This window comes from Pantoea sp. RSPAM1 (assembly GCF_038816185.1).
Taxonomy (GTDB): Bacteria; Pseudomonadota; Gammaproteobacteria; order Enterobacterales; family Enterobacteriaceae; genus Pantoea; species Pantoea ananatis.
The window spans coordinates 462,317-482,761 of sequence record NZ_CP046137.1 but is presented as its reverse complement, the minus strand read 5'-3'; the positions used below and the strand labels follow the sequence as shown (position 1 = coordinate 482,761).

21 protein-coding genes, 2 tRNA genes and 3 rRNA genes are annotated in these 20,445 nt (G+C 51.6%); 6 read left to right on the top strand and 20 right to left on the bottom strand.

Going from position 1 to position 20,445, the window contains the following annotated elements:
* Positions 1 to 2: 2 nt before the first annotated feature.
* The 5 genes from GKC68_RS02850 to GKC68_RS02830 all read right to left on the bottom strand — a co-directional run bounded on the left by GKC68_RS02850 (position 3) and on the right by GKC68_RS02830 (position 5,513).
* A tRNA-Thr gene (locus GKC68_RS02850) sits at positions 3 to 78 on the bottom strand.
* A 189-nt stretch (positions 79 to 267) separates the two neighbouring features.
* A 5S ribosomal RNA gene (rrf, locus tag GKC68_RS02845) occupies positions 268 to 383 on the bottom strand.
* A gap of 207 nt (positions 384 to 590) precedes the next feature.
* Positions 591 to 3,495, bottom strand: a 23S ribosomal RNA gene (locus tag GKC68_RS02840).
* 237 nt (positions 3,496 to 3,732) lie between these two features.
* Positions 3,733 to 3,808 (bottom strand) — tRNA-Glu (locus tag GKC68_RS02835).
* 163 nt (positions 3,809 to 3,971) lie between these two features.
* Positions 3,972 to 5,513, bottom strand: a 16S ribosomal RNA gene (locus GKC68_RS02830).
* The 16S, 23S and 5S rRNA genes sit together here with 2 tRNA genes alongside, the layout of an rRNA operon.
* Positions 5,514 to 6,004: 491 nt before the next feature.
* On the opposite strand from GKC68_RS02830, the gene GKC68_RS02825 reads away from it, so the two are divergent.
* A complete protein-coding gene (locus GKC68_RS02825) occupies positions 6,005 to 6,571 on the top strand; it encodes a gamma carbonic anhydrase family protein (protein ID WP_014604879.1) in 567 nt (188 codons plus the stop codon).
* Here GKC68_RS02825 and GKC68_RS02820 read toward each other — a convergent pair.
* Genes GKC68_RS02820 through dprA form a run of 6 tightly spaced genes read right to left on the bottom strand, consistent with a single transcriptional unit; the run spans position 6,526 to position 10,321 of the window.
* The gene (locus GKC68_RS02820) at positions 6,526 to 6,783 is read right to left on the bottom strand and encodes a DUF1488 domain-containing protein (RefSeq protein WP_014604878.1); all 258 of its coding nucleotides are present in this window, start codon (positions 6,781 to 6,783) and stop codon (positions 6,526 to 6,528) included. The two genes, GKC68_RS02825 and GKC68_RS02820, sit on opposite strands and share 46 nt — an antisense overlap.
* The gene (gene aroE / locus GKC68_RS02815) at positions 6,780 to 7,598 is read right to left on the bottom strand and encodes a shikimate dehydrogenase (protein ID WP_110996751.1); all 819 of its coding nucleotides are present in this window, start codon (positions 7,596 to 7,598) and stop codon (positions 6,780 to 6,782) included. The genes GKC68_RS02820 and aroE overlap by 4 nt, the downstream gene beginning before the upstream one ends.
* Positions 7,599 to 7,601: 3 nt before the next feature.
* The gene (gene tsaC / locus GKC68_RS02810; RefSeq protein ID WP_028722802.1) at positions 7,602 to 8,174 is read right to left on the bottom strand and encodes an L-threonylcarbamoyladenylate synthase type 1 TsaC; all 573 of its coding nucleotides are present in this window, start codon (positions 8,172 to 8,174) and stop codon (positions 7,602 to 7,604) included.
* A 9-nt stretch (positions 8,175 to 8,183) separates the two neighbouring features.
* A complete protein-coding gene (locus GKC68_RS02805; RefSeq protein ID WP_028722803.1) occupies positions 8,184 to 8,729 on the bottom strand; it encodes a type I DNA topoisomerase in 546 nt (181 codons plus the stop codon).
* 22 nt (positions 8,730 to 8,751) lie between these two features.
* Positions 8,752 to 9,225, bottom strand: a complete 474-nt coding sequence (gene smg / locus GKC68_RS02800; protein ID WP_013027451.1) for a DUF494 family protein Smg — start codon at positions 9,223 to 9,225, stop codon at positions 8,752 to 8,754.
* A complete protein-coding gene (dprA, locus tag GKC68_RS02795) occupies positions 9,197 to 10,321 on the bottom strand; it encodes a DNA-protecting protein DprA (protein WP_028722804.1) in 1,125 nt (374 codons plus the stop codon). Before dprA ends, smg begins: the two co-directional genes overlap by 29 nt.
* 117 nt (positions 10,322 to 10,438) lie before the next feature.
* Here dprA and def point away from each other — a divergent pair, with 117 nt between their 5' ends.
* From def to mscL, 5 genes are all read left to right on the top strand, one after another.
* Positions 10,439 to 10,951, top strand: coding sequence for a peptide deformylase (gene def / locus GKC68_RS02790; protein WP_013027453.1), 513 nt, complete (start codon positions 10,439 to 10,441; stop codon positions 10,949 to 10,951).
* A 20-nt stretch (positions 10,952 to 10,971) separates the two neighbouring features.
* Positions 10,972 to 11,916, top strand: a complete 945-nt coding sequence (gene fmt / locus GKC68_RS02785) for a methionyl-tRNA formyltransferase (RefSeq protein ID WP_342656560.1) — start codon at positions 10,972 to 10,974, stop codon at positions 11,914 to 11,916.
* A 47-nt stretch (positions 11,917 to 11,963) separates the two neighbouring features.
* A complete protein-coding gene (rsmB, locus tag GKC68_RS02780; protein WP_028722806.1) occupies positions 11,964 to 13,265 on the top strand; it encodes a 16S rRNA (cytosine(967)-C(5))-methyltransferase RsmB in 1,302 nt (433 codons plus the stop codon).
* A gap of 17 nt (positions 13,266 to 13,282) precedes the next feature.
* Positions 13,283 to 14,659, top strand: a complete 1,377-nt coding sequence (trkA, locus tag GKC68_RS02775) for a Trk system potassium transporter TrkA (RefSeq protein ID WP_028722807.1) — start codon at positions 13,283 to 13,285, stop codon at positions 14,657 to 14,659.
* A 107-nt stretch (positions 14,660 to 14,766) separates the two neighbouring features.
* Positions 14,767 to 15,177, top strand: a complete 411-nt coding sequence (gene mscL / locus GKC68_RS02770; RefSeq protein ID WP_028715862.1) for a large-conductance mechanosensitive channel protein MscL — start codon at positions 14,767 to 14,769, stop codon at positions 15,175 to 15,177.
* Here the strand turns inward: mscL and GKC68_RS02765 are convergent.
* From GKC68_RS02765 to secY, 9 genes are all read right to left on the bottom strand, one after another.
* Positions 15,152 to 15,412, bottom strand: a complete 261-nt coding sequence (locus tag GKC68_RS02765; protein WP_342656559.1) for a ribosome alternative rescue factor ArfA — start codon at positions 15,410 to 15,412, stop codon at positions 15,152 to 15,154. The genes mscL and GKC68_RS02765 overlap by 26 nt on opposite strands.
* Positions 15,413 to 15,497: 85 nt before the next feature.
* Entirely contained in the window at positions 15,498 to 15,866 is a 369-nt protein-coding gene (locus GKC68_RS02760) for a DUF1992 domain-containing protein (protein WP_264239213.1), read from the bottom strand.
* Positions 15,867 to 15,959: 93 nt separating this feature from the next.
* Positions 15,960 to 16,346: a 50S ribosomal protein L17 gene (gene rplQ / locus GKC68_RS02755; RefSeq protein ID WP_003850180.1), complete on the bottom strand. Its 387-nt coding sequence runs from the start codon at positions 16,344 to 16,346 to the stop codon at positions 15,960 to 15,962.
* 40 nt (positions 16,347 to 16,386) lie between these two features.
* Complete coding sequence (rpoA, locus tag GKC68_RS02750; RefSeq protein ID WP_007891688.1) at positions 16,387 to 17,376, bottom strand: DNA-directed RNA polymerase subunit alpha; 990 nt, start codon at positions 17,374 to 17,376, stop codon at positions 16,387 to 16,389.
* Positions 17,377 to 17,401: 25 nt separating this feature from the next.
* Positions 17,402 to 18,022, bottom strand: a complete 621-nt coding sequence (gene rpsD / locus GKC68_RS02745; RefSeq protein ID WP_006120599.1) for a 30S ribosomal protein S4 — start codon at positions 18,020 to 18,022, stop codon at positions 17,402 to 17,404.
* Positions 18,023 to 18,054: 32 nt separating this feature from the next.
* The gene (rpsK, locus tag GKC68_RS02740; RefSeq protein WP_004160563.1) at positions 18,055 to 18,444 is read right to left on the bottom strand and encodes a 30S ribosomal protein S11; all 390 of its coding nucleotides are present in this window, start codon (positions 18,442 to 18,444) and stop codon (positions 18,055 to 18,057) included.
* A gap of 16 nt (positions 18,445 to 18,460) precedes the next feature.
* Positions 18,461 to 18,817 carry a 30S ribosomal protein S13 gene (gene rpsM / locus GKC68_RS02735; protein WP_003850176.1) on the bottom strand — a complete coding sequence of 119 codons (357 nt, stop codon included), beginning with the start codon at positions 18,815 to 18,817 and terminating at the stop codon, positions 18,461 to 18,463.
* 144 nt (positions 18,818 to 18,961) lie between these two features.
* Complete coding sequence (gene rpmJ, locus GKC68_RS02730) at positions 18,962 to 19,078, bottom strand: 50S ribosomal protein L36 (protein ID WP_004160566.1); 117 nt, start codon at positions 19,076 to 19,078, stop codon at positions 18,962 to 18,964.
* A 32-nt stretch (positions 19,079 to 19,110) separates the two neighbouring features.
* Positions 19,111 to 20,442, bottom strand: coding sequence for a preprotein translocase subunit SecY (secY, locus tag GKC68_RS02725; protein WP_013027461.1), 1,332 nt, complete (start codon positions 20,440 to 20,442; stop codon positions 19,111 to 19,113).
* Positions 20,443 to 20,445 lie beyond the last annotated feature (3 nt).

The window sequence follows — 20,445 nt, the reverse complement described above, 5'->3', positions numbered from 1 at the left end:
ACTGGTGCTGATACCCAGAGTCGAACTGGGGACCTCACCCTTACCAAGGGTGCGCTCTACCAACTGAGCCATATCAGCACGCAACAGGTACTCCCGGCACTGCTGTGCTGATGCTCGGGTCGTTCAATTTGATGCCTGGCAGTTTATGAATCACGCTGTGATTCACCCTTCGGGCCGCTGCCTCGCAGCGTTCAAAAGCGTTCGCTTTTGTCCTACTCTGTTGAGTAGTGAACTGCCCGAAGTCACGTGCAGGTCGTTCAATTTGATGCCTGGCAGTTCCCTACTCTCGCATGGGGAGACCCCACACTACCATCGGCGCTACGGCGTTTCACTTCTGAGTTCGGCATGGGGTCAGGTGGGACCACCGCGCTACAGCCGCCAGGCAAATTCTTTGTGCCGAAACGCCTCTTTTACACCGTGACCGCGTTGCCATCGCTCAGCCACACCGGTCACATACTTCTGTATGCTCCCGCTGATGTCTTCGCTCTGCGCCTTGTCACGCCGCAAAATCGTGCGTTTCCGCAGATTCTTTATCCGGGAAACAATGCTGAAAATTCTCTGTCTCTCAACCAAAACGCCTCTGGCGTTGTAAGGTTAAGCCTCACGGGTCATTAGTACCGGTAAGCTCAACGCATCGCTGCGCTTACACACCCGGCCTATCAACGTCGTCGTCTTCAACGTCCCTTCAGGAGCCTTAAAGGCTCAGGGAGAACTCATCTCGGGGCAAGTTTCGTGCTTAGATGCTTTCAGCACTTATCTTTTCCGCACTTAGCTACCGGGCAGTGCCACTGGCGTGACAACCCGGACACCAGCGGTGCGTTCACTCCGGTCCTCTCGTACTAGGAGCAACCCCCCTCAATTCTCCAGCGCCCACGGCAGATAGGGACCGAACTGTCTCACGACGTTCTAAACCCAGCTCGCGTACCACTTTAAACGGCGAACAGCCGTACCCTTGGGACCTACTTCAGCCCCAGGATGTGATGAGCCGACATCGAGGTGCCAAACACCGCCGTCGATATGAACTCTTGGGCGGTATCAGCCTGTTATCCCCGGAGTACCTTTTATCCGTTGAGCGATGGCCCTTCCATTCAGAACCACCGGATCACTATGACCTGCTTTCGCACCTGCTCGAGCCGTCACTCTCGCAGTCAAGCTGGCTTATGCCATTGCACTAACCTCCTGATGTCCGACCAGGATTAGCCAACCTTCGTGCTCCTCCGTTACGCTTTGGGAGGAGACCGCCCCAGTCAAACTACCCACCAGACACTGTCCGCAGCCCGGATTACGGGCCTACGTTAGAACACCAAACATTAAAGGGTGGTATTTCAAGGTTGGCTCCACGCAGACTGGCGTCCACGCTTCAAAGCCTCCCACCTATCCTACACATCAAGGCTCAGTGTTCAGTGTCAAGCTGTAGTAAAGGTTCACGGGGTCTTTCCGTCTTGCCGCGGGTACACTGCATCTTCACAGCGATTTCAATTTCACTGAGTCTCGGGTGGAGACAGCCTGGCCATCATTACGCCATTCGTGCAGGTCGGAACTTACCCGACAAGGAATTTCGCTACCTTAGGACCGTTATAGTTACGGCCGCCGTTTACCGGGGCTTCGATCAAGAGCTTCTCCTTGCGGATAACCCCATCAATTAACCTTCCGGCACCGGGCAGGCGTCACACCGTATACGTCCACTTTCGTGTTTGCACAGTGCTGTGTTTTTAATAAACAGTTGCAGCCAGCTGGTATCTTCGACTGCCTTCAGCTCCACCCGCGAGGGGTTTCACCTACCGACAGCGTGCCTTCTCCCGAAGTTACGGCACCATTTTGCCTAGTTCCTTCACCCGAGTTCTCTCAAGCGCCTGGGTATTCTCTACCTGACCACCTGTGTCGGTTTGGGGTACGATTTTGTGTTACCTGATGCTTAGAGGCTTTTCCTGGAAGCAGGGCATTTATCACTTCAGCACCGTAGTGCCTCGTCGTCACGCCTCAGTGTAAAGTGAACCGGATTTGCCTGGAACACACACCTACACGCTTAAACCGGGACAACCGTCGCCCGGCCGATATAGCCTTCTCCGTCCCCCCTTCGCAGTAACACCAAGTACAGGAATATTAACCTGTTTCCCATCGACTACGCCTTTCGGCCTCGCCTTAGGGGTCGACTCACCCTGCTCCGATTAACGTTGAACAGGAACCCTTGGTCTTCCGGCGACAAGGTTTTTCACCTTGTTTATCGTTACTTATGTCAGCATTCGCACTTCTGATACCTCCAGCATGCCTCACAGCACACCTTCGACGGCTTACAGAACGCTCCCCTACCCAACAACGCATAAGCGTCGCTGCCGCAGCTTCGGTGCATGGTTTAGCCCCGTTACATCTTCCGCGCAGGCCGACTCGACCAGTGAGCTATTACGCTTTCTTTAAATGATGGCTGCTTCTAAGCCAACATCCTGGCTGTCTGGGCCTTCCCACATCGTTTCCCACTTAACCATGACTTTGGGACCTTAGCTGGCGGTCTGGGTTGTTTCCCTCTTCACGACGGACGTTAGCACCCGCCGTGTGTCTCCCGTGATAACATTCTCCGGTATTCGCAGTTTGCATCGGGTTGGTAAGCCGGGATGGCCCCCTAGCCGAAACAGTGCTCTACCCCCGGAGATGAGTTCACGAGGCGCTACCTAAATAGCTTTCGGGGAGAACCAGCTATCTCCCGGTTTGATTGGCCTTTCACCCCCAGCCACAGGTCATCCGCTAATTTTTCAACATTAGTCGGTTCGGTCCTCCAGTTAGTGTTACCCAACCTTCAACCTGCCCATGGCTAGATCACCGGGTTTCGGGTCTATACCCTGCAACTTAACGCCCAGTTAAGACTCGGTTTCCCTGCGGCTCCCCTATACGGTTAACCTTGCTACAGAATATAAGTCGCTGACCCATTATACAAAAGGTACGCAGTCACCCCATAAAGAGGCTCCCACTGCTTGTACGTACACGGTTTCAGGTTCTGTTTCACTCCCCTCGCCGGGGTTCTTTTCGCCTTTCCCTCACGGTACTGGTTCACTATCGGTCAGTCAGGAGTATTTAGCCTTGGAGGATGGTCCCCCCATATTCAGACAGGATACCACGTGTCCCGCCTTACTCATCGAACTCACAACCTGTGCACCTTTGTGTACGGGAGTATCACCCTGTACCCTGCGACTTTCCAGACGCTTCCACTGATGCACAAGCTGATGATGGTTCTGGGCTCCTCCCCGTTCGCTCGCCGCTACTGGGGGAATCTCGGTTGATTTCTTTTCCTCGGGGTACTTAGATGTTTCAGTTCCCCCGGTTCGCCTCATACAGCTATGTATTCACTGCATGATAGTGTGACGAGTCACACTGGGTTTCCCCATTCGGGTATCGCCGGTTGTAGCGGTTCATATCACCTTACCGGCGCTTATCGCAGATTAGCACGCCCTTCATCGCCTCTGACTGCCAGGGCATCCACCGTGTACGCTTAGTCGCTTAACCTCACAACCCACAGGCGTTTATCTGTTTTACCGTAACGGCACCACAGTTAGCTTGTAAGCTGTAAGCTTTTGAGAGACTCGAACACATTGCCATCATTCTTTATTACGGAAGAATGCGACCCTGTGTCGTTTCAAATTTTCAGCTTGTTCCGGATTGTTAAAGAGCAATATCTTAAACATGACTCGCAAGTCATCTTTAAGATATGTGGGCAACACCTTTCACCTGTCACCAAGCAAGTGGCGTCCCCTAGGGGATTCGAACCCCTGTTACCGCCGTGAAAGGGCGGTGTCCTGGGCCTCTAGACGAAGGGGACGTGAAATACTTGTGCAACAGACACGGGTAATTTCACGTGAAGGTGAGATTGTATAATCAGGCGACAATTAATATTGTTACCGCACCCCAACGCGTAGACGCTTTGCTCATTACTTTTCTATCAGACAATCTGTGTGAGCACTGCGCGGGAAGGTATCTTCAGGTAAGGAGGTGATCCAACCGCAGGTTCCCCTACGGTTACCTTGTTACGACTTCACCCCAGTCATGAATCACAAAGTGGTAAGCGCCCTCCCGGAGGTTAAGCTACCTACTTCTTTTGCAACCCACTCCCATGGTGTGACGGGCGGTGTGTACAAGGCCCGGGAACGTATTCACCGTGGCATTCTGATCCACGATTACTAGCGATTCCGACTTCACGGAGTCGAGTTGCAGACTCCGATCCGGACTACGACGCACTTTATGAGGTCCGCTTGCTCTCGCGAGGTCGCTTCTCTTTGTATGCGCCATTGTAGCACGTGTGTAGCCCTACTCGTAAGGGCCATGATGACTTGACGTCATCCCCACCTTCCTCCGGTTTATCACCGGCAGTCTCCTTTGAGTTCCCGACCGAATCGCTGGCAACAAAGGATAAGGGTTGCGCTCGTTGCGGGACTTAACCCAACATTTCACAACACGAGCTGACGACAGCCATGCAGCACCTGTCTCACGGTTCCCGAAGGCACTAAGGCATCTCTGCCGAATTCCGTGGATGTCAAGAGTAGGTAAGGTTCTTCGCGTTGCATCGAATTAAACCACATGCTCCACCGCTTGTGCGGGCCCCCGTCAATTCATTTGAGTTTTAACCTTGCGGCCGTACTCCCCAGGCGGTCGACTTAACGCGTTAGCTCCGGAAGCCACTCCTCAAGGGAACAACCTCCAAGTCGACATCGTTTACGGCGTGGACTACCAGGGTATCTAATCCTGTTTGCTCCCCACGCTTTCGCACCTGAGCGTCAGTCTTCGTCCAGGGGGCCGCCTTCGCCACCGGTATTCCTCCAGATCTCTACGCATTTCACCGCTACACCTGGAATTCTACCCCCCTCTACGAGACTCAAGCCTGCCAGTTTCAAATGCAGTTCCCAGGTTAAGCCCGGGGATTTCACATCTGACTTAACAGACCGCCTGCGTGCGCTTTACGCCCAGTAATTCCGATTAACGCTTGCACCCTCCGTATTACCGCGGCTGCTGGCACGGAGTTAGCCGGTGCTTCTTCTGCGGGTAACGTCAATCAGTAAGGTTATTAACCTCACTGCCTTCCTCCCCGCTGAAAGTACTTTACAACCCGAAGGCCTTCTTCATACACGCGGCATGGCTGCATCAGGCTTGCGCCCATTGTGCAATATTCCCCACTGCTGCCTCCCGTAGGAGTCTGGACCGTGTCTCAGTTCCAGTGTGGCTGGTCATCCTCTCAGACCAGCTAGGGATCGTCGCCTAGGTGGGCCGTTACCCCGCCTACTAGCTAATCCCATCTGGGTTCATCCGATAGTGAGAGGCCCGAAGGTCCCCCTCTTTGGTCTTGCGACGTTATGCGGTATTAGCCACCGTTTCCAGTGGTTATCCCCCTCTATCGGGCAGATCCCCAGACATTACTCACCCGTCCGCCACTCGTCACCCGAGGAGCAAGCTCCTCTGTGCTACCGTCCGACTTGCATGTGTTAGGCCTGCCGCCAGCGTTCAATCTGAGCCATGATCAAACTCTTCAATTTAAAGTTTGATTTGCTGAAACCAGTTCAGCGGTGCTCAAGGAAAACGTCGTAATGAATTTATTACGTGTTCACTCTTAAGACTTGATATTTTTTACGTCCGGAGACGCTGATATCAATCCTGCGAGTGCCCACACAGATTGTCTGATAAATTGTTAAAGAGCAGTGCGAACAGCGGGTTAACCGTCTGTCGCGAGGTGGCGTATATTACGCTCTCCTCCTTCAGAGTCAACCTCTTTTTTTCAGAAGTTTTTCTCCGGCGGTTCAGTCTCCTGAACCCTCTCAACACCGCATTCCGTAAGCCGTTGTGCCGTGTCGATGGAGGCGCATTATAGGGATCCGATTTAATTGCACAACCCTTTTTTTGGATCTTTTTACTGACTGTCGAGAAAACATTCACATTGATTAGATCACCAACGATCCGGCGCAAAATCCCCTTGCCAGTTGGTCACAATCGCATCAGGCTGCCGGTAAACACAGTAAAGGAGAGCACAATGACTGTAGCGTTACGTCCTTATAAACATCTCTTTCCGCAGTTGGGTCTGCGCGTCATGGTTGATCCCACCAGCGTGGTGGCGGGTGACGTAATCATGGAAGACGATGTCGGTATCTGGCCTCTGGTGGCTATTCGTGGTGATGTGAACCAGGTTCGCATCGGCGCCCGCACCAATATTCAGGATGGTAGCGTGCTACATGTTACCCATAAGTCTGATGCTAATCCTGCAGGTTTCCCACTGGTGATTGGTGAGGATGTTACTGTCGGACATAAAGCCATGCTGCACGGCTGTACTATTGGCAATCGAGTACTGGTTGGAATGGGGTCAATTGTGCTGGATGGCGTGATTGTTGAGGATGACGTTCTGATTGGTGCCGGGAGCCTGGTTCCTCCCGGTAAGCGGCTGGAAAGTGGTTATCTTTATGTAGGCAGTCCGGTTAAACAGATCCGACCGCTGAATGAGAAAGAGATAGCAGGATTGCTCTACTCTGCCAGCAACTATGTCAGTTGGAAGAACGACTACCTGGCCGGCGACAGCCAGATCCATCCTTCATTATCGACCTGATCGTTTCGGATACAGTCTTCAGCCTGATCTTCCAAATCCCAGCGATGGTCACGAAACAGTGCCATCGCATCCCCTTCCCCGAATTGCTGGTGTAAAGCCGTCACACTGATGGCACAGGTTAGCCCCATGCCATTGACCAAAACAGGGAAACAGACAGCCATTAATGTCGTATCCAGCGTTTCACGATCTGGAAACTGGATAGCCTGATTCACGACGACAGCTCCGCTTTCAATGACGCGATCACCGGCGCAATTTCCGGCATGATGCCATGCCATAAATGAAATGCATGCGCGGCTTGCCCCACCAGCATGCCTAATCCATCCGCAAGATGCGATGAACCCTGTTGCTGGCACCAGCGCAGAAACGCGGTTAATCCGTTTTGATAAAACATGTCATAGCAGTGTAAATCAGCATGGATTAATGATGAGGGTAACGGCGGCACATCGCCACTAATGCCACTCGATGTCGCGTTAATCAGTAAATCAAATGGTTTACCACTCAGCGCATCAAATGAACATGCACTCACCGCCCCATACTGTCCGAACGCCTTTGCCATGCTCTGGGCACTCGCAGCCGTGCGGTTGACTAGCGTAATCGTTGTTCCCAGAGAAAGCAGAGGCAGGATAACGCCACGCGCTGCCCCACCAGCCCCCATCAGTAAGACACGATCGCCTGGTTTGACCATCGACAGACGCTGAAGATCGCTGACTAAACCAATGCCGTCCGTATTGTCGCCAAGAATCTGTCCGTCCGGGCACTTTTTCAACGTGTTAACCGCCCCCGAGGTAGAAGCCCGCTCGGTCAGTTGATCGGCATATTCCCAGGCCTGCTGCTTGAAAGGTAACGTGATATTTGCGCCCGCTCCGCCTTGGGCAAAAAACGTCGTAATCGCCTGGGGGAAACTATCCACAGGCGCTTCAATACGATCATATTGAAGGGTGATCCCCGTTTGTCTGGCAAAAGCCTGATGGATTTGCGGCGACTTGCTGTGGCTTATTGGGTGACCAAAAACGGCAAAATGTGTCATCTGCTAACCCTGCCGTATCTGGTTGCCGCTGATGACGTCGCGGATCTCGGAAGGATTTAACCTGCCTCCCGTGTTCCCGTTAAGGACGGGGAACGACGGACCAAACTGCCGTTTGACTTCATCTACTGTGCGACAGGGCGGCTGCCCTGAAAGATTCGCACTGGTTGACACCAGAGGCTTGCCAAACGCCCGGCACAACGCCTGAACGTCAGGATGATCGCTGACGCGAATAGCCAGAGAATCAAATTGTCCGGTTAACCAACGCGGCGTGTGCAGTGCAGCAGGCACGACAAAGGTGACCGGACCGGGCCAGCAGGCAAACATGCGTTCGCGCTGCATCGCCGTCAACACGTGATCGGAAACGTAGGGCATGAGCTGATCATAATCGGCCGCTATCAGAATCAATCCTTTTTCCACTGGTCGCCGTTTCAACGCCAACAGCGCCATGACGGCCGATTCATTATCAGGATCGCAGCCCAGGCCGAATACCGCTTCTGTAGGGTAAGCAATGACTGCATGTTGCTTCAGATGGTTCACACAATCCTGGAGTGAGCCGGAAACTGGTTGATTTTGCATGATGATGTCTTACGTCTCTTCAATGATAGCTTTGCCACAACGTTTACTGGCGCAAAAAAGCCGGGTGCCTTGCGCGGTCTTTTTTTCAACTAAAAGTGGAAATTCACAATGCGGACAACGCCCGGCCACGGGTGTCAGGTTGACGGCAAACTGGCAGGCTGGATAGCGATCACAGGAATGAAAGGTTTTACCAAAACGCGATCGCCGCTGTACCAGTTTACCCTGCTGACACTGCGGGCAATCGAGAGTCGTCTCATCAGGTTTATCGATCGTTTCTGTGTAATCACATTCTGGATAATGGCTACAGCCAATAAACATACCAAAACGGCCCTGGCGTAATACTTTATCTGCGCCACATTGCGGGCAGGAATGACCTTCCAGAACTTTCACAACGTGCCCGTCGGCCTGGTTGCCCAGGGGCCGAATGTAATCGCAGGCAGGGTAGTTTGCACAGCCCAAAAAAGGGCCGTGTTTTCCTGAACGTATAACAAGTTCTGCCCCGCAAGCGGGGCAGGGATCCTGTTTACGCACAGTGAAGAGTGCGGTTTTACTCATAACGATAATGCATCAGTGAAATTTAATGCAGCATACCTTCGTTGACGTCGAATAACAGTTCTTCCATTTGTTGGTAGGCATTTTCACATCCGGGGATGTTAAAAAGCACCATCAACACCACCCATTTAAGATCCTCAAGATCGAAATCAAGAGTATCAAGCGCCATGACACGTTCAATGACCATTTCTCGTGTTTCAAGGCTCAATACCTGGATTTGTTCCAGGAAGAGCAGGAAACCGCGGCTTTCGGCATCTAAACGCTTGCTCTCTTCATCGGTATAGATGCGCATGGAGAGCGGATCATTTGCCAGTAAAATTGGTGCGACCAGACCTTCCTGATAGTCTGCCAATTTTTCTAACCAGTTCAACGCGTTATAAATATCTTCACGATGAAAACCGGCATCCGTCAAGTCATCTGTCAATCTGTCCTGATCAACACCCATTTCTGCTTCGTTGTGGATATAGGTCTCAAACAAGTACATGAGTACGTCGAACATGGCATGCCCTCCTTAATCGGACATAGCCGCCGGGTACAGCTGCGATCCATCCTGCTAACTCCAGTTCCAGCAACTGAGCTGTAATAACTGGCACAGGTTGGCCGGCACGTTCAGCGACAACGTCAACAGGTGTAACCTCATCACCTACGTTAGCCAACAGCTCGGCAAATGGCAATGGAGCATCATCACTGGCATCAGAATAAATTTCGTCTGATTGTGTAACAGGTAACCAGTTAAGCATAGCGCGTAAATCTTCAATGATGTTATTAGGATGTGCCACCAGCATTGCTCCCTGCTGAATCAACCAGTTTGTTCCCTCACTGCCGCTGTTGCCCAATGCTCCAGGCAGGGCATAAACAGCGCGATTTTGCTCTAACGCATAACGGGCTGTGACTAATGAACCACTCTTTAATGACGCTTCAATGACTAACACACCCTGACTTAATCCGCTGATAATGCGGTTTCTGCGTGGAAACCGGTGTGCCAGAGGAGGTGCATCAAGCGGAAACTCGGATATCACCGCGCCCCCCTGCTCGACAATTTCCTGAGCCAGCGCAACATGCCTCTTGGGATAGAGGTGAGCCAGTCCGCTGCCAAGTACCGCAACGGTTTTCCCCCTGACGTTCAGCGCAGCACGATGTGCAACACCATCAATACCGAGAGCCAGGCCGCTGGTGATGGTGAAGCCACTGAGCGACAGCGCCTGTGTGAATCCCTCACACCAGTAACGACCGGAGTGAGAGCACTGGCGGCTCCCCACCACCGCCAACTGCGATGTACCCAGAACGGAAGGATCGCCCTTTACATACAGCAAAGGAGGAAAACAACTGATTTGAGTGAGCTGAGCGGGATAAAGCGGATCAAGGGCGGTAATCAAATGATGTAACGGGCTTTGCGACAGCCACTTGTTTACCGTTTTCAGCCAACCCTGGGAGAGATGATGGTAATGGTCGCGCTGTGAAACTTCTAATCCATTTTGGGCCAACACATCGTCAACATCTTTGCCTTCAGACAGTTGCTGTGCCGCCTTTAACCAACGCCTGCCGGTTAAGCCCGGTATTGTGCTCAGCCGCAGTAATTGCTCCCGTTTCCTCATCTTCAAAGCCCTCTGATAAGCATCGCGTCCCTCCGCAGAATGCTGTCAATCGGGTATTAAAAAGTCTACAATATGAGGAAGTAATCTTTCCCTTTTAGAATTTATATCTGGATATTTATGTCAGTTTTACAGGTATTACATTTCCCTGACGAGCGCCTGCGCAAAATTGCCGCGCCTGTTAAAGAAGTTAACGCGGACGTTCAGCGTATCGTCGATGATATGTTCGAAACCATGTATTCCGAAGAAGGTATCGGCCTTGCCGCGACGCAGGTGGATATTCATCAGCGCATCATTGTGATTGATGTCTCTGAAAACCGCGACGAACGCCTGGTCTTAATCAATCCTGAGCTGCTGGAAAAGAGCGGTGAAACGGGTATCGAAGAAGGCTGCCTGTCTATTCCTGAGCAACGTGCCTTTGTTCCTCGTGCAGAGCGGGTAAAAGTCCGTGCACTGGACCGCGAGGGTAAAAGCTTCGAACTTGAAACCGGTGATCTTCTGGCTATCTGTATCCAGCACGAGATCGACCATCTCGATGGTAAGCTGTTCATCGATTATCTTTCGCCTTTAAAGCGTCAGCGCATTAAAACAAAGTTAGAAAAGCTGGCGCGTCAAAATGCTCAGGCTTCCTGAGATCGGAATAAGGGATAAACGTGTCTGCTCCGCTTAAAATTATCTTTGCTGGCACGCCAGACTTTGCAGCGCGTCATCTTGACGCGCTGCTTGCTTCTGAGCATCAGGTTGTCGGCGTCTTCACCCAGCCGGATCGTCCTGCAGGTCGCGGCAATAAGTTGACCCCCAGCCCGGTCAAGTCATTGGCCCTGGCTCATAACATTCCGGTATTTCAACCCAAATCCCTGCGCCCGGCCGAAAACCAACAGTTGGTTGCAGACTTACAGGCTGACGTCATGGTTGTCGTCGCTTATGGGCTCATCCTGCCCAAAACCGTGCTTGAGATGCCCCGTTTGGGTTGTATCAACGTGCACGGTTCCCTGTTGCCACGCTGGCGTGGTGCCGCGCCTATTCAGCGTGCACTCTGGGCGGGTGACAGCGAAACCGGCGTGACCATTATGCAGATGGATGTCGGGCTGGATACGGGTGACATGTTGTTAAAACTTGCCTGTCCGATAAGCGCTGAAGACACTAGCGCAACGCTTTACGATAAGCTGGCAGATCTGGGTCCGGCAGGGTTGCTGACCACATTATCTCAGTTACGTGACGGTAACGCGCAGGCCATTCAGCAGGATGAAAGTCTGGCTAACTACGCAGAAAAACTGAGCAAAGAAGAAGCGCGCCTTAACTGGACGTTACCGGCTGAACAGCTGGAACGCTGCATTCGTGCTTTTAATCCCTGGCCGATAAGCTTCTTTGTGGTGAATGACCAGCCGGTGAAAGTCTGGCAAGCCAGCGTCTTACCTCATGTCAACAAGCAGCCGGGAGAGATTATCCAGGCTGACAAACACGGCATTCACATTGCCACTGCCGACGGCGTGCTGAATTTACTTCAGCTTCAACCCGCCGGTAAAAAAACGATGTCAGCACAGGACCTGCTTAACTCGCGCCGTGAATGGTTTGAAGCCGGCACGCTTCTGGACTGACCCTCAGGCCCGGCAAAACCGGGCCTTTTGCTTGATGGCACTATCTTATGACTAAATCAACCAATCTTCGTAGCCTGTCTGCTCAACTCATCGAGCGCGTTGTCGATAAAGGCGAATCACTCAATACCGCCTTGCCCGCGGCACAGAAAAAACTCTCAGATAAAGATGCTGCCCTCGTACAAGAGATCTGCTTTGGTGTACTGCGCACGTTACCGCAGCTGGAAGCGCTGATCGGCAAACTGATGGAACGTCCCTTAACGGGTAAGCAGCGTACGCTGCATTTCCTGATTATGGTGGGCATATATCAGCTACTTTATACACGCGTGCCCGCTCATGCAGCATTAGCGGAGACAGTGGCCGGGGCGGAGGTGCTGAAACGCGCAAACCTGAAAGGATTAATCAATGGCGTCTTGCGTCAGTTCCAGCGTCAGCAGGAAGCACTTCTTGCCAGTATTCAGGATGGCCCTCAGCGTCATCTTCATCCGGGCTGGTTACTGAACCGGCTTCAGCAGGCATGGCCAGAGCAATGGCAGCAAATTGTTGAGGCAAACAACCAGCGACCACCGATGTGGTTGCGTGTTAATCGCCAACATCATTCACGGGACAGCTGGCTGGCGCGCCTCACCGCAGAGGAGAAGAGTGCTGCTGTCGCACAAGATGTGCCAGAAGCGCTACGTCTTACGGTGCCTGCACCGGTTACTCTGCTGCCTGGCTTTGAGCAAGGCTGGTTCACGGTACAGGATCTCTCCGCTCAACGCTGTGCGCTTCTGCTTGAGCCAAAAAACGGTGAGCAAATTCTGGATCTCTGCGCGGCGCCGGGAGGGAAAACGACCCACATTCTGGAGATTGCTCCCGAGGCACAGGTGCTTGCTGTCGATGTTGATGCCCAACGACTGAAACGCGTGAATGAAAATTTAACTCGTCTGGGAATGACCGCCGAAGTAAAACAGGGAGATGGGCGCACGCCGCAGCAGTGGTGCGACCAACGTCAGTTTGACCGCATTTTGCTGGATGCGCCCTGCTCAGCGACCGGCGTCATCCGCCGCCATCCCGACATTAAATGGTTACGTCGCGATCGCGACATCGCCGAGCTGGCCGCATTACAACGTGAAATTCTGGATGCGACCTGGCCGCTGCTCAAACCCGGCGGTACGATGATCTATGCAACCTGCTCTGTCTTACCGGACGAGAACCAGCGGCAAATCAGCGAGTTCATCGAGCGTCACGCTGATGCGCAAGCGGTCTCATTATCCGGCGCGCCCCTGAACGGTTGGCAGGTCTTTCCCGAGACAGAAGGCGGAGATGGTTTTTTCTACGCTAAGCTGGTGAAACGCGCGGGTACACTCTGAAAAGGCATTGATAAGCGATGAAAATCATAATTCTTGGTGCTGGTCAGGTTGGCGGCACACTGGCAGAAAACCTGGTTGGTGAAAATAACGATATTACCGTTGTGGATACAGATTCAACGCGGTTACGCCAACTGCAGGACAAATTTGATTTACGTGTCGTGCAGGGTCATGGTTCTCACCCACGTATTCTCCGTGAGGCCGGTGCGGAGGATGCCGATATGCTGGTGGCCGTGACCAGCTCGGATGAAACCAATATGATTGCCTGCCAAATCGCTTATTCGCTTTTCAACACGCCAAATCGCATCGCCCGTATCCGTGCGGCGGACTATCTGCGCGACGCCGATAAACTGTTTATTCCTGAAGCCGTGCCCATCGATCATTTGATTTCGCCTGAGCAACTGGTCATCGACAACATATATCGTCTGATTCAGTATCCTGGCGCACTGCAGGTCGTGAACTTTGCCGAAGGTAAGGTCAGCCTTGCCGTTGTCAAAGCCTATTATGGCGGTCCGCTCGTCGGCAATCCGCTGTCGATCCTGCGGGACCATATGCCACATATCGATACGCGCGTGGCGGCAATCTTCCGTCAGGATCGCCCTATCCGTCCACAGGGATCCACCATTATTGAAGCGGGGGATGAGGTCTTTTTCATTGCCGCAAGCCAGCATATTCGTGCAGTCATGAGTGAAATGCAGCGGCTGGAAAAACCCTATAAACGCATCATGTTAGTGGGCGGCGGAAATATTGGTTTTGGCCTGGCGCAGCGGCTTGAGAAACATTACAGCGTCAAACTCATTGAGCGTAACCCTCAGCGTGCTGCCGAGCTGGCAGAACAGTTACATGATACGGTGGTGTTCTATGGTGATGCGTCCGATCAGGAGCTGCTGGCGGAAGAGCACATCGAGCAGGTCGACTTGTTCATTGCCGTCACCAACGATGACGAAGCGAATATCATGTCGGCCATGCTGGCTAAAAAAATGGGTGCCAAAAAAGTCATGGTGCTGATACAACGACGGGCTTACGTCGATTTGGTCCAGGGCAGCGTAATTGATATTGCCATATCGCCACAGCAGGCCACGATTTCAGCCCTGTTAGGGCACGTGCGCAAAGCGGACATTGTAGGCGTTTCGTCTTTACGCCGCGGTATTGCCGAAGCTATTGAAGCCATTGCGCACGGTGATGAAACCACCTCACGCGTGGTGGGACGGTCAATTGATGATATCAAGCTTCCACCAGGCACATTGATTGGTGCGGTGGTTCGCGGCGATGATGTGATGATAGCGAATGACAACCTGCGTATTGAACAGGGCGACCACGTCGTCATGTTTTTAACCGATAAGAAATTTGTACCTGACGTCGAACGCCTGTTTCAGCCAAGTCCGTTCTTCCTGTGAAAAATTCAGGGCTGTGTCTGACATCATTTAGCAAATTGTTCTCAGCAATGGCAAATATGGCAAGCTTTGTTAAACTTTATGGCATTGGCTAAGGCAAGGAGAGAAGTATGAGTTTATTCAAAGAGTTTCGTGATTTTGCGATGCGCGGCAATGTGGTTGATCTGGCCGTTGGTGTCATCATTGGTGCGGCATTTGGTAAAATTGTTTCATCATTGGTGGCGAACATCATTATGCCACCTTTGGGTTTGCTGATTGGCGGCGTTGATTTCAAATCGTTTAGTTGGGTGCTTAAACCCGCCGTAGGTAATGCGCCCGCTGTCGTCATGGAATATGGTGTTTTCCTGCAAACCGTTTTTGATTTCATCATTGTTGCTTTTGCCATCTTCATGGCAATCAAGTTGATGAACAAACTGTATAAAAAGAAAGAAGTGGAAAAACCGGCCCCCAAACCTACAAACGAAGAATTGCTTCTGACCGAAATTCGCGACTTACTTAAACAACAAAACACGAAAATTTAAACGACAAAGCCGCTTTAACGCGGCTTTTTTGTGCCCGAAAAGCAGAAGTCCAGTGATAAACGGCTTGCTTATCACTGGCCTCCCAGTCTTTTCCTTTTCCATGTTTTGCTTTACGTTTGAAACTGCCCTTCCCTTTTTGTTTCTGTTCGACCCGCTGTCTGAAGAGAGGATCGTGTAACAATGCCTGTAAGGCGTTATCCTGTATTTGCCCTTTCGTATGGCGATAACTGGACATAATTTCTCCGTCTTGTTGATAGAAATAAGGCTGTTAAAGATGCAGCAGCCACTATTATACGCGGATACTGGCGACATAAAACATGCTAATCTGGCGAAATTTTGCTCTTTATTGCGCGGCCATATTCGCCATCCAGAAAATCTGTGCTCATACCGGCCTGATGAAGTTTAACCCTTAACAGCTGCAGCCGTTGTGTCTGAATCAGTTTCTCAGGATCGTCAGGATCTAAATGGTGTAACAGATCGCTGACCTGCAGCGCTTCGCGCCGGAGTTCGAGTTCCGGGGGCAGAAAGCCTGCATTTTTTAACAGTCGAAATCCTGCGCGCAGCTCAGGAGGAACCTGACTATCGTCTTCAAGTTGCAGCGGCGCACCTTCACCCGGCAGGTTACTCAGCTCGCCTTTCTCCTGTGCCGCTTTGATATGCTGTTCAACAAGCTCGTCAATTATCCACATTGTTCGCCTCCTTCATAACATGAGAAGCGTAGCAGACGCGGAACTCCAGACAATAAAAAACCCGCCGAAGCGGGTTTTTCACGTTGCAACAGATTACTCTGCCGCAGCTTCTGCTTGAGCTTCTGGACGATCAACCAGCTCGATGTATGCCATCGGAGCGTTGTCACCAGCGCGGAAGCCACACTTCAGAATGCGAGTGTAACCACCTGCACGGCTCGCGAAACGCGGGCCTAACTCATTAAACAGTTTTGCCACGATCTCGTTATCACGAGTGCGGGCGAATGCCAGACGACGATTAGCTACGCTGTCGGTCTTGGCAAGAGTAATCAGCGGCTCAACTACGCGGCGCAACTCTTTGGCTTTCGGCAGAGTCGTCTTGATGATCTCATGACGAACCAGAGAGCCAGCCATGTTGCGGAACATAGCCTGACGATGGCTGCTGTTGCGGTTCAGTTGACGACCACTCTTACGATGGCGCATGACCTTATCCTTCTCAGTGAAACCTTAACCTGTGATCGGGTTATTCATCAGCAATGCTTGCCGGTGGCCAGTTTTCCAGGCGCATGCCCAGAGACAGACCACGTGAGGCCAGCACATCTTTAATCTCGGTAAGAGATTTTTTACCAAGGTTAGGCGTTTTAAGCAGCTCAACCTCAGTACGCTGTACCAGATCACCGATGTAGTGGATAGCTTCTGCCTTAAGGCAGTTAGCAGAGCGGACAGTCAATTCCAGATCGTCAACAGGGCGCAGCAGGATCGGATCGAATTCTGGTTTCTCTTCTTTCACTTCCGGCTGACGTACATCACGTAAGTCAACGAAAGCTTCCAGTTGTTCTGCCAGGATGGTCGCCGCACGACGAATCGCCTCTTCAGGATCGATTGTGCCGTTGGTTTCCATTTCGATGACCAGCTTGTCCAGGTCGGTGCGCTGCTCTACACGCGCTGCTTCAACATTGTAGGCGATACGGTCTACAGGGCTGTAGCAAGCGTCAACTAACAGACGGCCGATTGGGCGCTCATCTTCTTCCGAATGAATTCGGGCAGAAGCCGGCACATAACCACGACCACGCTGAACTTTGATACGCATGCTAATAGATGCATTTTCATCGGTCAGATGGCAGATCACATGCTGCGGCTTGACGATTTCGACATCACCATCATGGGTAATGTCGGCTGCAGTCACAGGGCCAATGCCAGATTTATTCAAGGTAAGAATAACTTCATCTTTGCCCTGAACTCTTACCGCCAAACCTTTAAGGTTGAGCAGGATTTCCAGGATATCTTCCTGTACACCCTCTTTGGTGCTGTACTCATGCAGTACACCATCAATTTCAACCTCGGTCACCGCGCAACCCGGCATTGATGAAAGCAGAATACGGCGCAGCGCGTTACCAAGAGTATGGCCAAAGCCACGCTCTAAAGGCTCAAGGGTCACCTTGGCGTGCGTCGAACTCACTTGCTCGATATCTACCAGGCGCGGTTTTAGAAACTCTGTCACAGAACCCTGCATTGTGTCCTCTCTTTGGTACTAAGCTTTACTTGGAGTAAAGCTCGACGATCAGGTGTTCGTTAATGTCCGCAGACAGATCGGTACGTTCAGGAATACGTTTGAACACACCTTCCATCTTAGCTGCATCAACTTCCAGCCAGGTTGGCTTTTCACGCTGCTCAGCCAGCTCCAGAGCGGCCTTCACGCGAGATTGCTTTTTGGCTTTCTCACGGATGCTAACGACATCATTCGGAGATACCTGATAAGAAGCGATGTTAACAACGCGACCATTTACCAGAACAGACTTGTGGCTGACCAGCTGACGTGCTTCCGCACGCGTGGCACCAAAGCCCATACGATAAACAACGTTGTCCAGACGACCTTCCAGCAGAGCCAACAGGTTTGCACCGGTGTTGCCTTTCAGACGTGCTGCTTCTTTGTAATAGTTACGGAACTGACGCTCAAGTACACCGTAGATACGACGAACTTTTTGCTTTTCACGTAACTGACCGCCGTAGTCAGACAGACGTGGCTTGCGCGCACCGTGCTGACCAGGGGCTTGTTCAATCTTACACTTGGAATCAATCGCGCGAACGCCAGACTTAAGGAATAAGTCAGTGCCCTCACGACGGCTCAGCTTGAGCTTAGGACCCAAATATCTTGCCATTTTCTTTCTCCAACTAACCTAAAAAACGAACGTTATACGCGACGTTTTTTCGGCGGACGACAACCGTTGTGAGGGATCGGAGTCACATCAGTAATGTTCGTGATGCGGAAACCAGCGGCGTTCAGAGCACGAATCGTTGATTCGCGGCCTGGACCCGGACCCTTAACCATAACTTCCAGGTTCTTAATACCGTAATCTTTTACAGCTTCTGCACAGCGCTCTGCAGCGACCTGAGCAGCGAACGGCGTAGATTTACGTGAACCGCGGAAACCGGAACCACCGGCGGTTGCCCAACCCAGCGCGTTACCCTGACGATCAGTAATGGTAACGATGGTGTTGTTAAAAGACGCATGGACATGAGCCACGCCATCTGAGACTTGTTTTCTTACACGCTTACGTGCACGAACTGGTGCCTTTGCCATTATTTACTCACCCCGATTATTTCTTGATCGGTTTACGCGGACCCTTACGGGTACGTGCGTTGGTCTTGGTGCGCTGACCGCGAACCGGAAGACCACGACGATGGCGCAAACCACGGTAGCAACCAAGGTCCATCAGACGCTTGATGCTCAGGGTGATTTCACGGCGCAGATCACCTTCAACAACGAATTTAGCAACTGCATCACGCAGCTGATCAATTTGTTCTTCAGACAGCTCACTGATCTTAACATTTTCAGCAATACCCGTTGAAGCGCAGATGGCTTTTGAACGAGTCTTACCAATACCGAAGATCGAGGTTAATGCGATAACGGTATGTTTCTGATCAGGAATGTTAATGCCTGCTATACGGGCCACTATGCACTCCTACTATTTAATATGTACGCACCATGCTGAAAAGCCCGTTTTCAGGATACTCAAATGGAAACGTACAGACATACAAAAGATTGGCTGGCTAATCTAGCCAGCTCAACCCGACTTTGCAAGAAAAATATGTGAAAATCAGCCTTGGCGCTGTTTATGCTTTGGCTCGGCGCTGCAGATCACACGAACGACACCGTCGCGGCGAATGATTTTGCAGTTACGACATAATTTCTTGACGGAAGCACGAACTTTCATTTTTACTCTCCGTAACTTCTCAACCACCTGAATTAACGGCCGTAGCCCTTCAGGTTAGCTTTCTTCAATGCAGACTCGTACTGACTTGACATCATCAGAGTTTGCACTTGAGCCATAAAGTCCATGATGACGACCACTACGATGAGCAGTGATGTACCGCCAAAGTAGAAAGGAACTTTCATCGCATCACGCATGAACTCCGGGATAAGGCAGATAAAGGTAATGTAGAGGGCACCGATTAAGGTTAACCGCGTCATTACTTTATCGATATACTTCGCCGTTTGCTCTCCCGGACGAATTCCCGGTACGAATGCACCAGACTTCTTCAGGTTATCTGCTGTTTCACGCGGGTTGAAAACCAACGCCGTGTAGAAGAAACAGAAGAAGATGATAGCAGTCGCATAGAGTAGCACATAAAGCGGCTGTCCTGGCTGCAAATACATCGAAATTGTTGTCAGCCAGTTCCAACCGGTACCGCCCCCGAACCACGATGCAATCGTTGCCGGGAACAGAATAATGCTGGAAGCGAAGATTGCCGGGATAACCCCTGCCATGTTCACTTTCAACGGTAAATGTGTGCTCTGTGCAGCGTAAACACGGCGACCTTGTTGACGTTTCGCATAGTTCACCACGATGCGGCGTTGACCACGCTCAACAAAAATAACAAAGAAGGTCACTGCAAATACGAGAACTGCAACCAACAGCAACAGAAGGAAGTGCAGGTCACCTTGCCGCGCTTGCTCGATGGTATGGCCAATGGCCGGCGGAAGACCCGCAACAATACCGGCGAAGATAATGATCGAAATACCGTTACCGATACCACGTTCAGTAATCTGTTCGCCCAGCCACATCAGGAACATTGTCCCGGTAACCAGACTCACAACAGCGGTAAAATAGAATGCAAAGCCTGGATTCATCACCAGGCCTTGCATACCAGGCATATTCGGTAAACCGGTAGCGATACCGATTGACTGGAATATGGCCAATACCAACGTACCGTAACGGGTGTACTGGCTAATCTTACGACGGCCAGCCTCCCCTTCTTTCTTGATTTCTGCTAAGGCAGGATGAACCACCGTTAACAGCTGGATAATAATCGATGCCGAAATATACGGCATGATACCCAGGGCAAAAATAGAAGCACGGCTGAGAGCACCACCAGAGAACATGTTGAACATTTCAATGATGGTGCCACGCTGTTGCTCAAGCAGTTTGGCAAGTACAGTGGCATCAATACCAGGGATCGGAATGAAAGAGCCAATACGGAAGACAATCAGTGCACCGATAACAAACAGCAGTCTGCGTTTCAGTTCACCAAAGCCACCTTTGGCACTTTGAAAATCTAATCCCGGTTGTTTAGCCATCTG

Excerpts from the sequence above, each read along its gene's own strand:
- GKC68_RS02825 (WP_014604879.1), top strand. The coding sequence starts at position 6,005 with ATGACTGTAGCGTTACGTCCTTATAAACATCTCTTTCCGCAGTTGGGT.
- aroE (WP_110996751.1), bottom strand. The coding sequence starts at position 7,598 with ATGACACATTTTGCCGTTTTTGGTCACCCAATAAGCCACAGCAAGTCG.
- tsaC (WP_028722802.1), bottom strand. The coding sequence starts at position 8,174 with ATGCAAAATCAACCAGTTTCCGGCTCACTCCAGGATTGTGTGAACCAT.
- GKC68_RS02805 (WP_028722803.1), bottom strand. The coding sequence starts at position 8,729 with ATGAGTAAAACCGCACTCTTCACTGTGCGTAAACAGGATCCCTGCCCC.
- smg (WP_013027451.1), bottom strand. The coding sequence starts at position 9,225 with ATGTTCGACGTACTCATGTACTTGTTTGAGACCTATATCCACAACGAA.
- dprA (WP_028722804.1), bottom strand. The coding sequence starts at position 10,321 with ATGAGGAAACGGGAGCAATTACTGCGGCTGAGCACAATACCGGGCTTA.
- def (WP_013027453.1), top strand. The coding sequence starts at position 10,439 with ATGTCAGTTTTACAGGTATTACATTTCCCTGACGAGCGCCTGCGCAAA.
- rsmB (WP_028722806.1), top strand. The coding sequence starts at position 11,964 with ATGACTAAATCAACCAATCTTCGTAGCCTGTCTGCTCAACTCATCGAG.
- trkA (WP_028722807.1), top strand. The coding sequence starts at position 13,283 with ATGAAAATCATAATTCTTGGTGCTGGTCAGGTTGGCGGCACACTGGCA.
- mscL (WP_028715862.1), top strand. The coding sequence starts at position 14,767 with ATGAGTTTATTCAAAGAGTTTCGTGATTTTGCGATGCGCGGCAATGTG.
- GKC68_RS02765 (WP_342656559.1), bottom strand. The coding sequence starts at position 15,412 with ATGTCCAGTTATCGCCATACGAAAGGGCAAATACAGGATAACGCCTTA.
- GKC68_RS02760 (WP_264239213.1), bottom strand. The coding sequence starts at position 15,866 with ATGTGGATAATTGACGAGCTTGTTGAACAGCATATCAAAGCGGCACAG.
- rplQ (WP_003850180.1), bottom strand. The coding sequence starts at position 16,346 with ATGCGCCATCGTAAGAGTGGTCGTCAACTGAACCGCAACAGCAGCCAT.
- rpoA (WP_007891688.1), bottom strand. The coding sequence starts at position 17,376 with ATGCAGGGTTCTGTGACAGAGTTTCTAAAACCGCGCCTGGTAGATATC.
- rpsD (WP_006120599.1), bottom strand. The coding sequence starts at position 18,022 with ATGGCAAGATATTTGGGTCCTAAGCTCAAGCTGAGCCGTCGTGAGGGC.
- rpsK (WP_004160563.1), bottom strand. The coding sequence starts at position 18,444 with ATGGCAAAGGCACCAGTTCGTGCACGTAAGCGTGTAAGAAAACAAGTC.
- rpmJ (WP_004160566.1), bottom strand. The coding sequence starts at position 19,078 with ATGAAAGTTCGTGCTTCCGTCAAGAAATTATGTCGTAACTGCAAAATC.
- secY (WP_013027461.1), bottom strand. The coding sequence starts at position 20,442 with ATGGCTAAACAACCGGGATTAGATTTTCAAAGTGCCAAAGGTGGCTTT.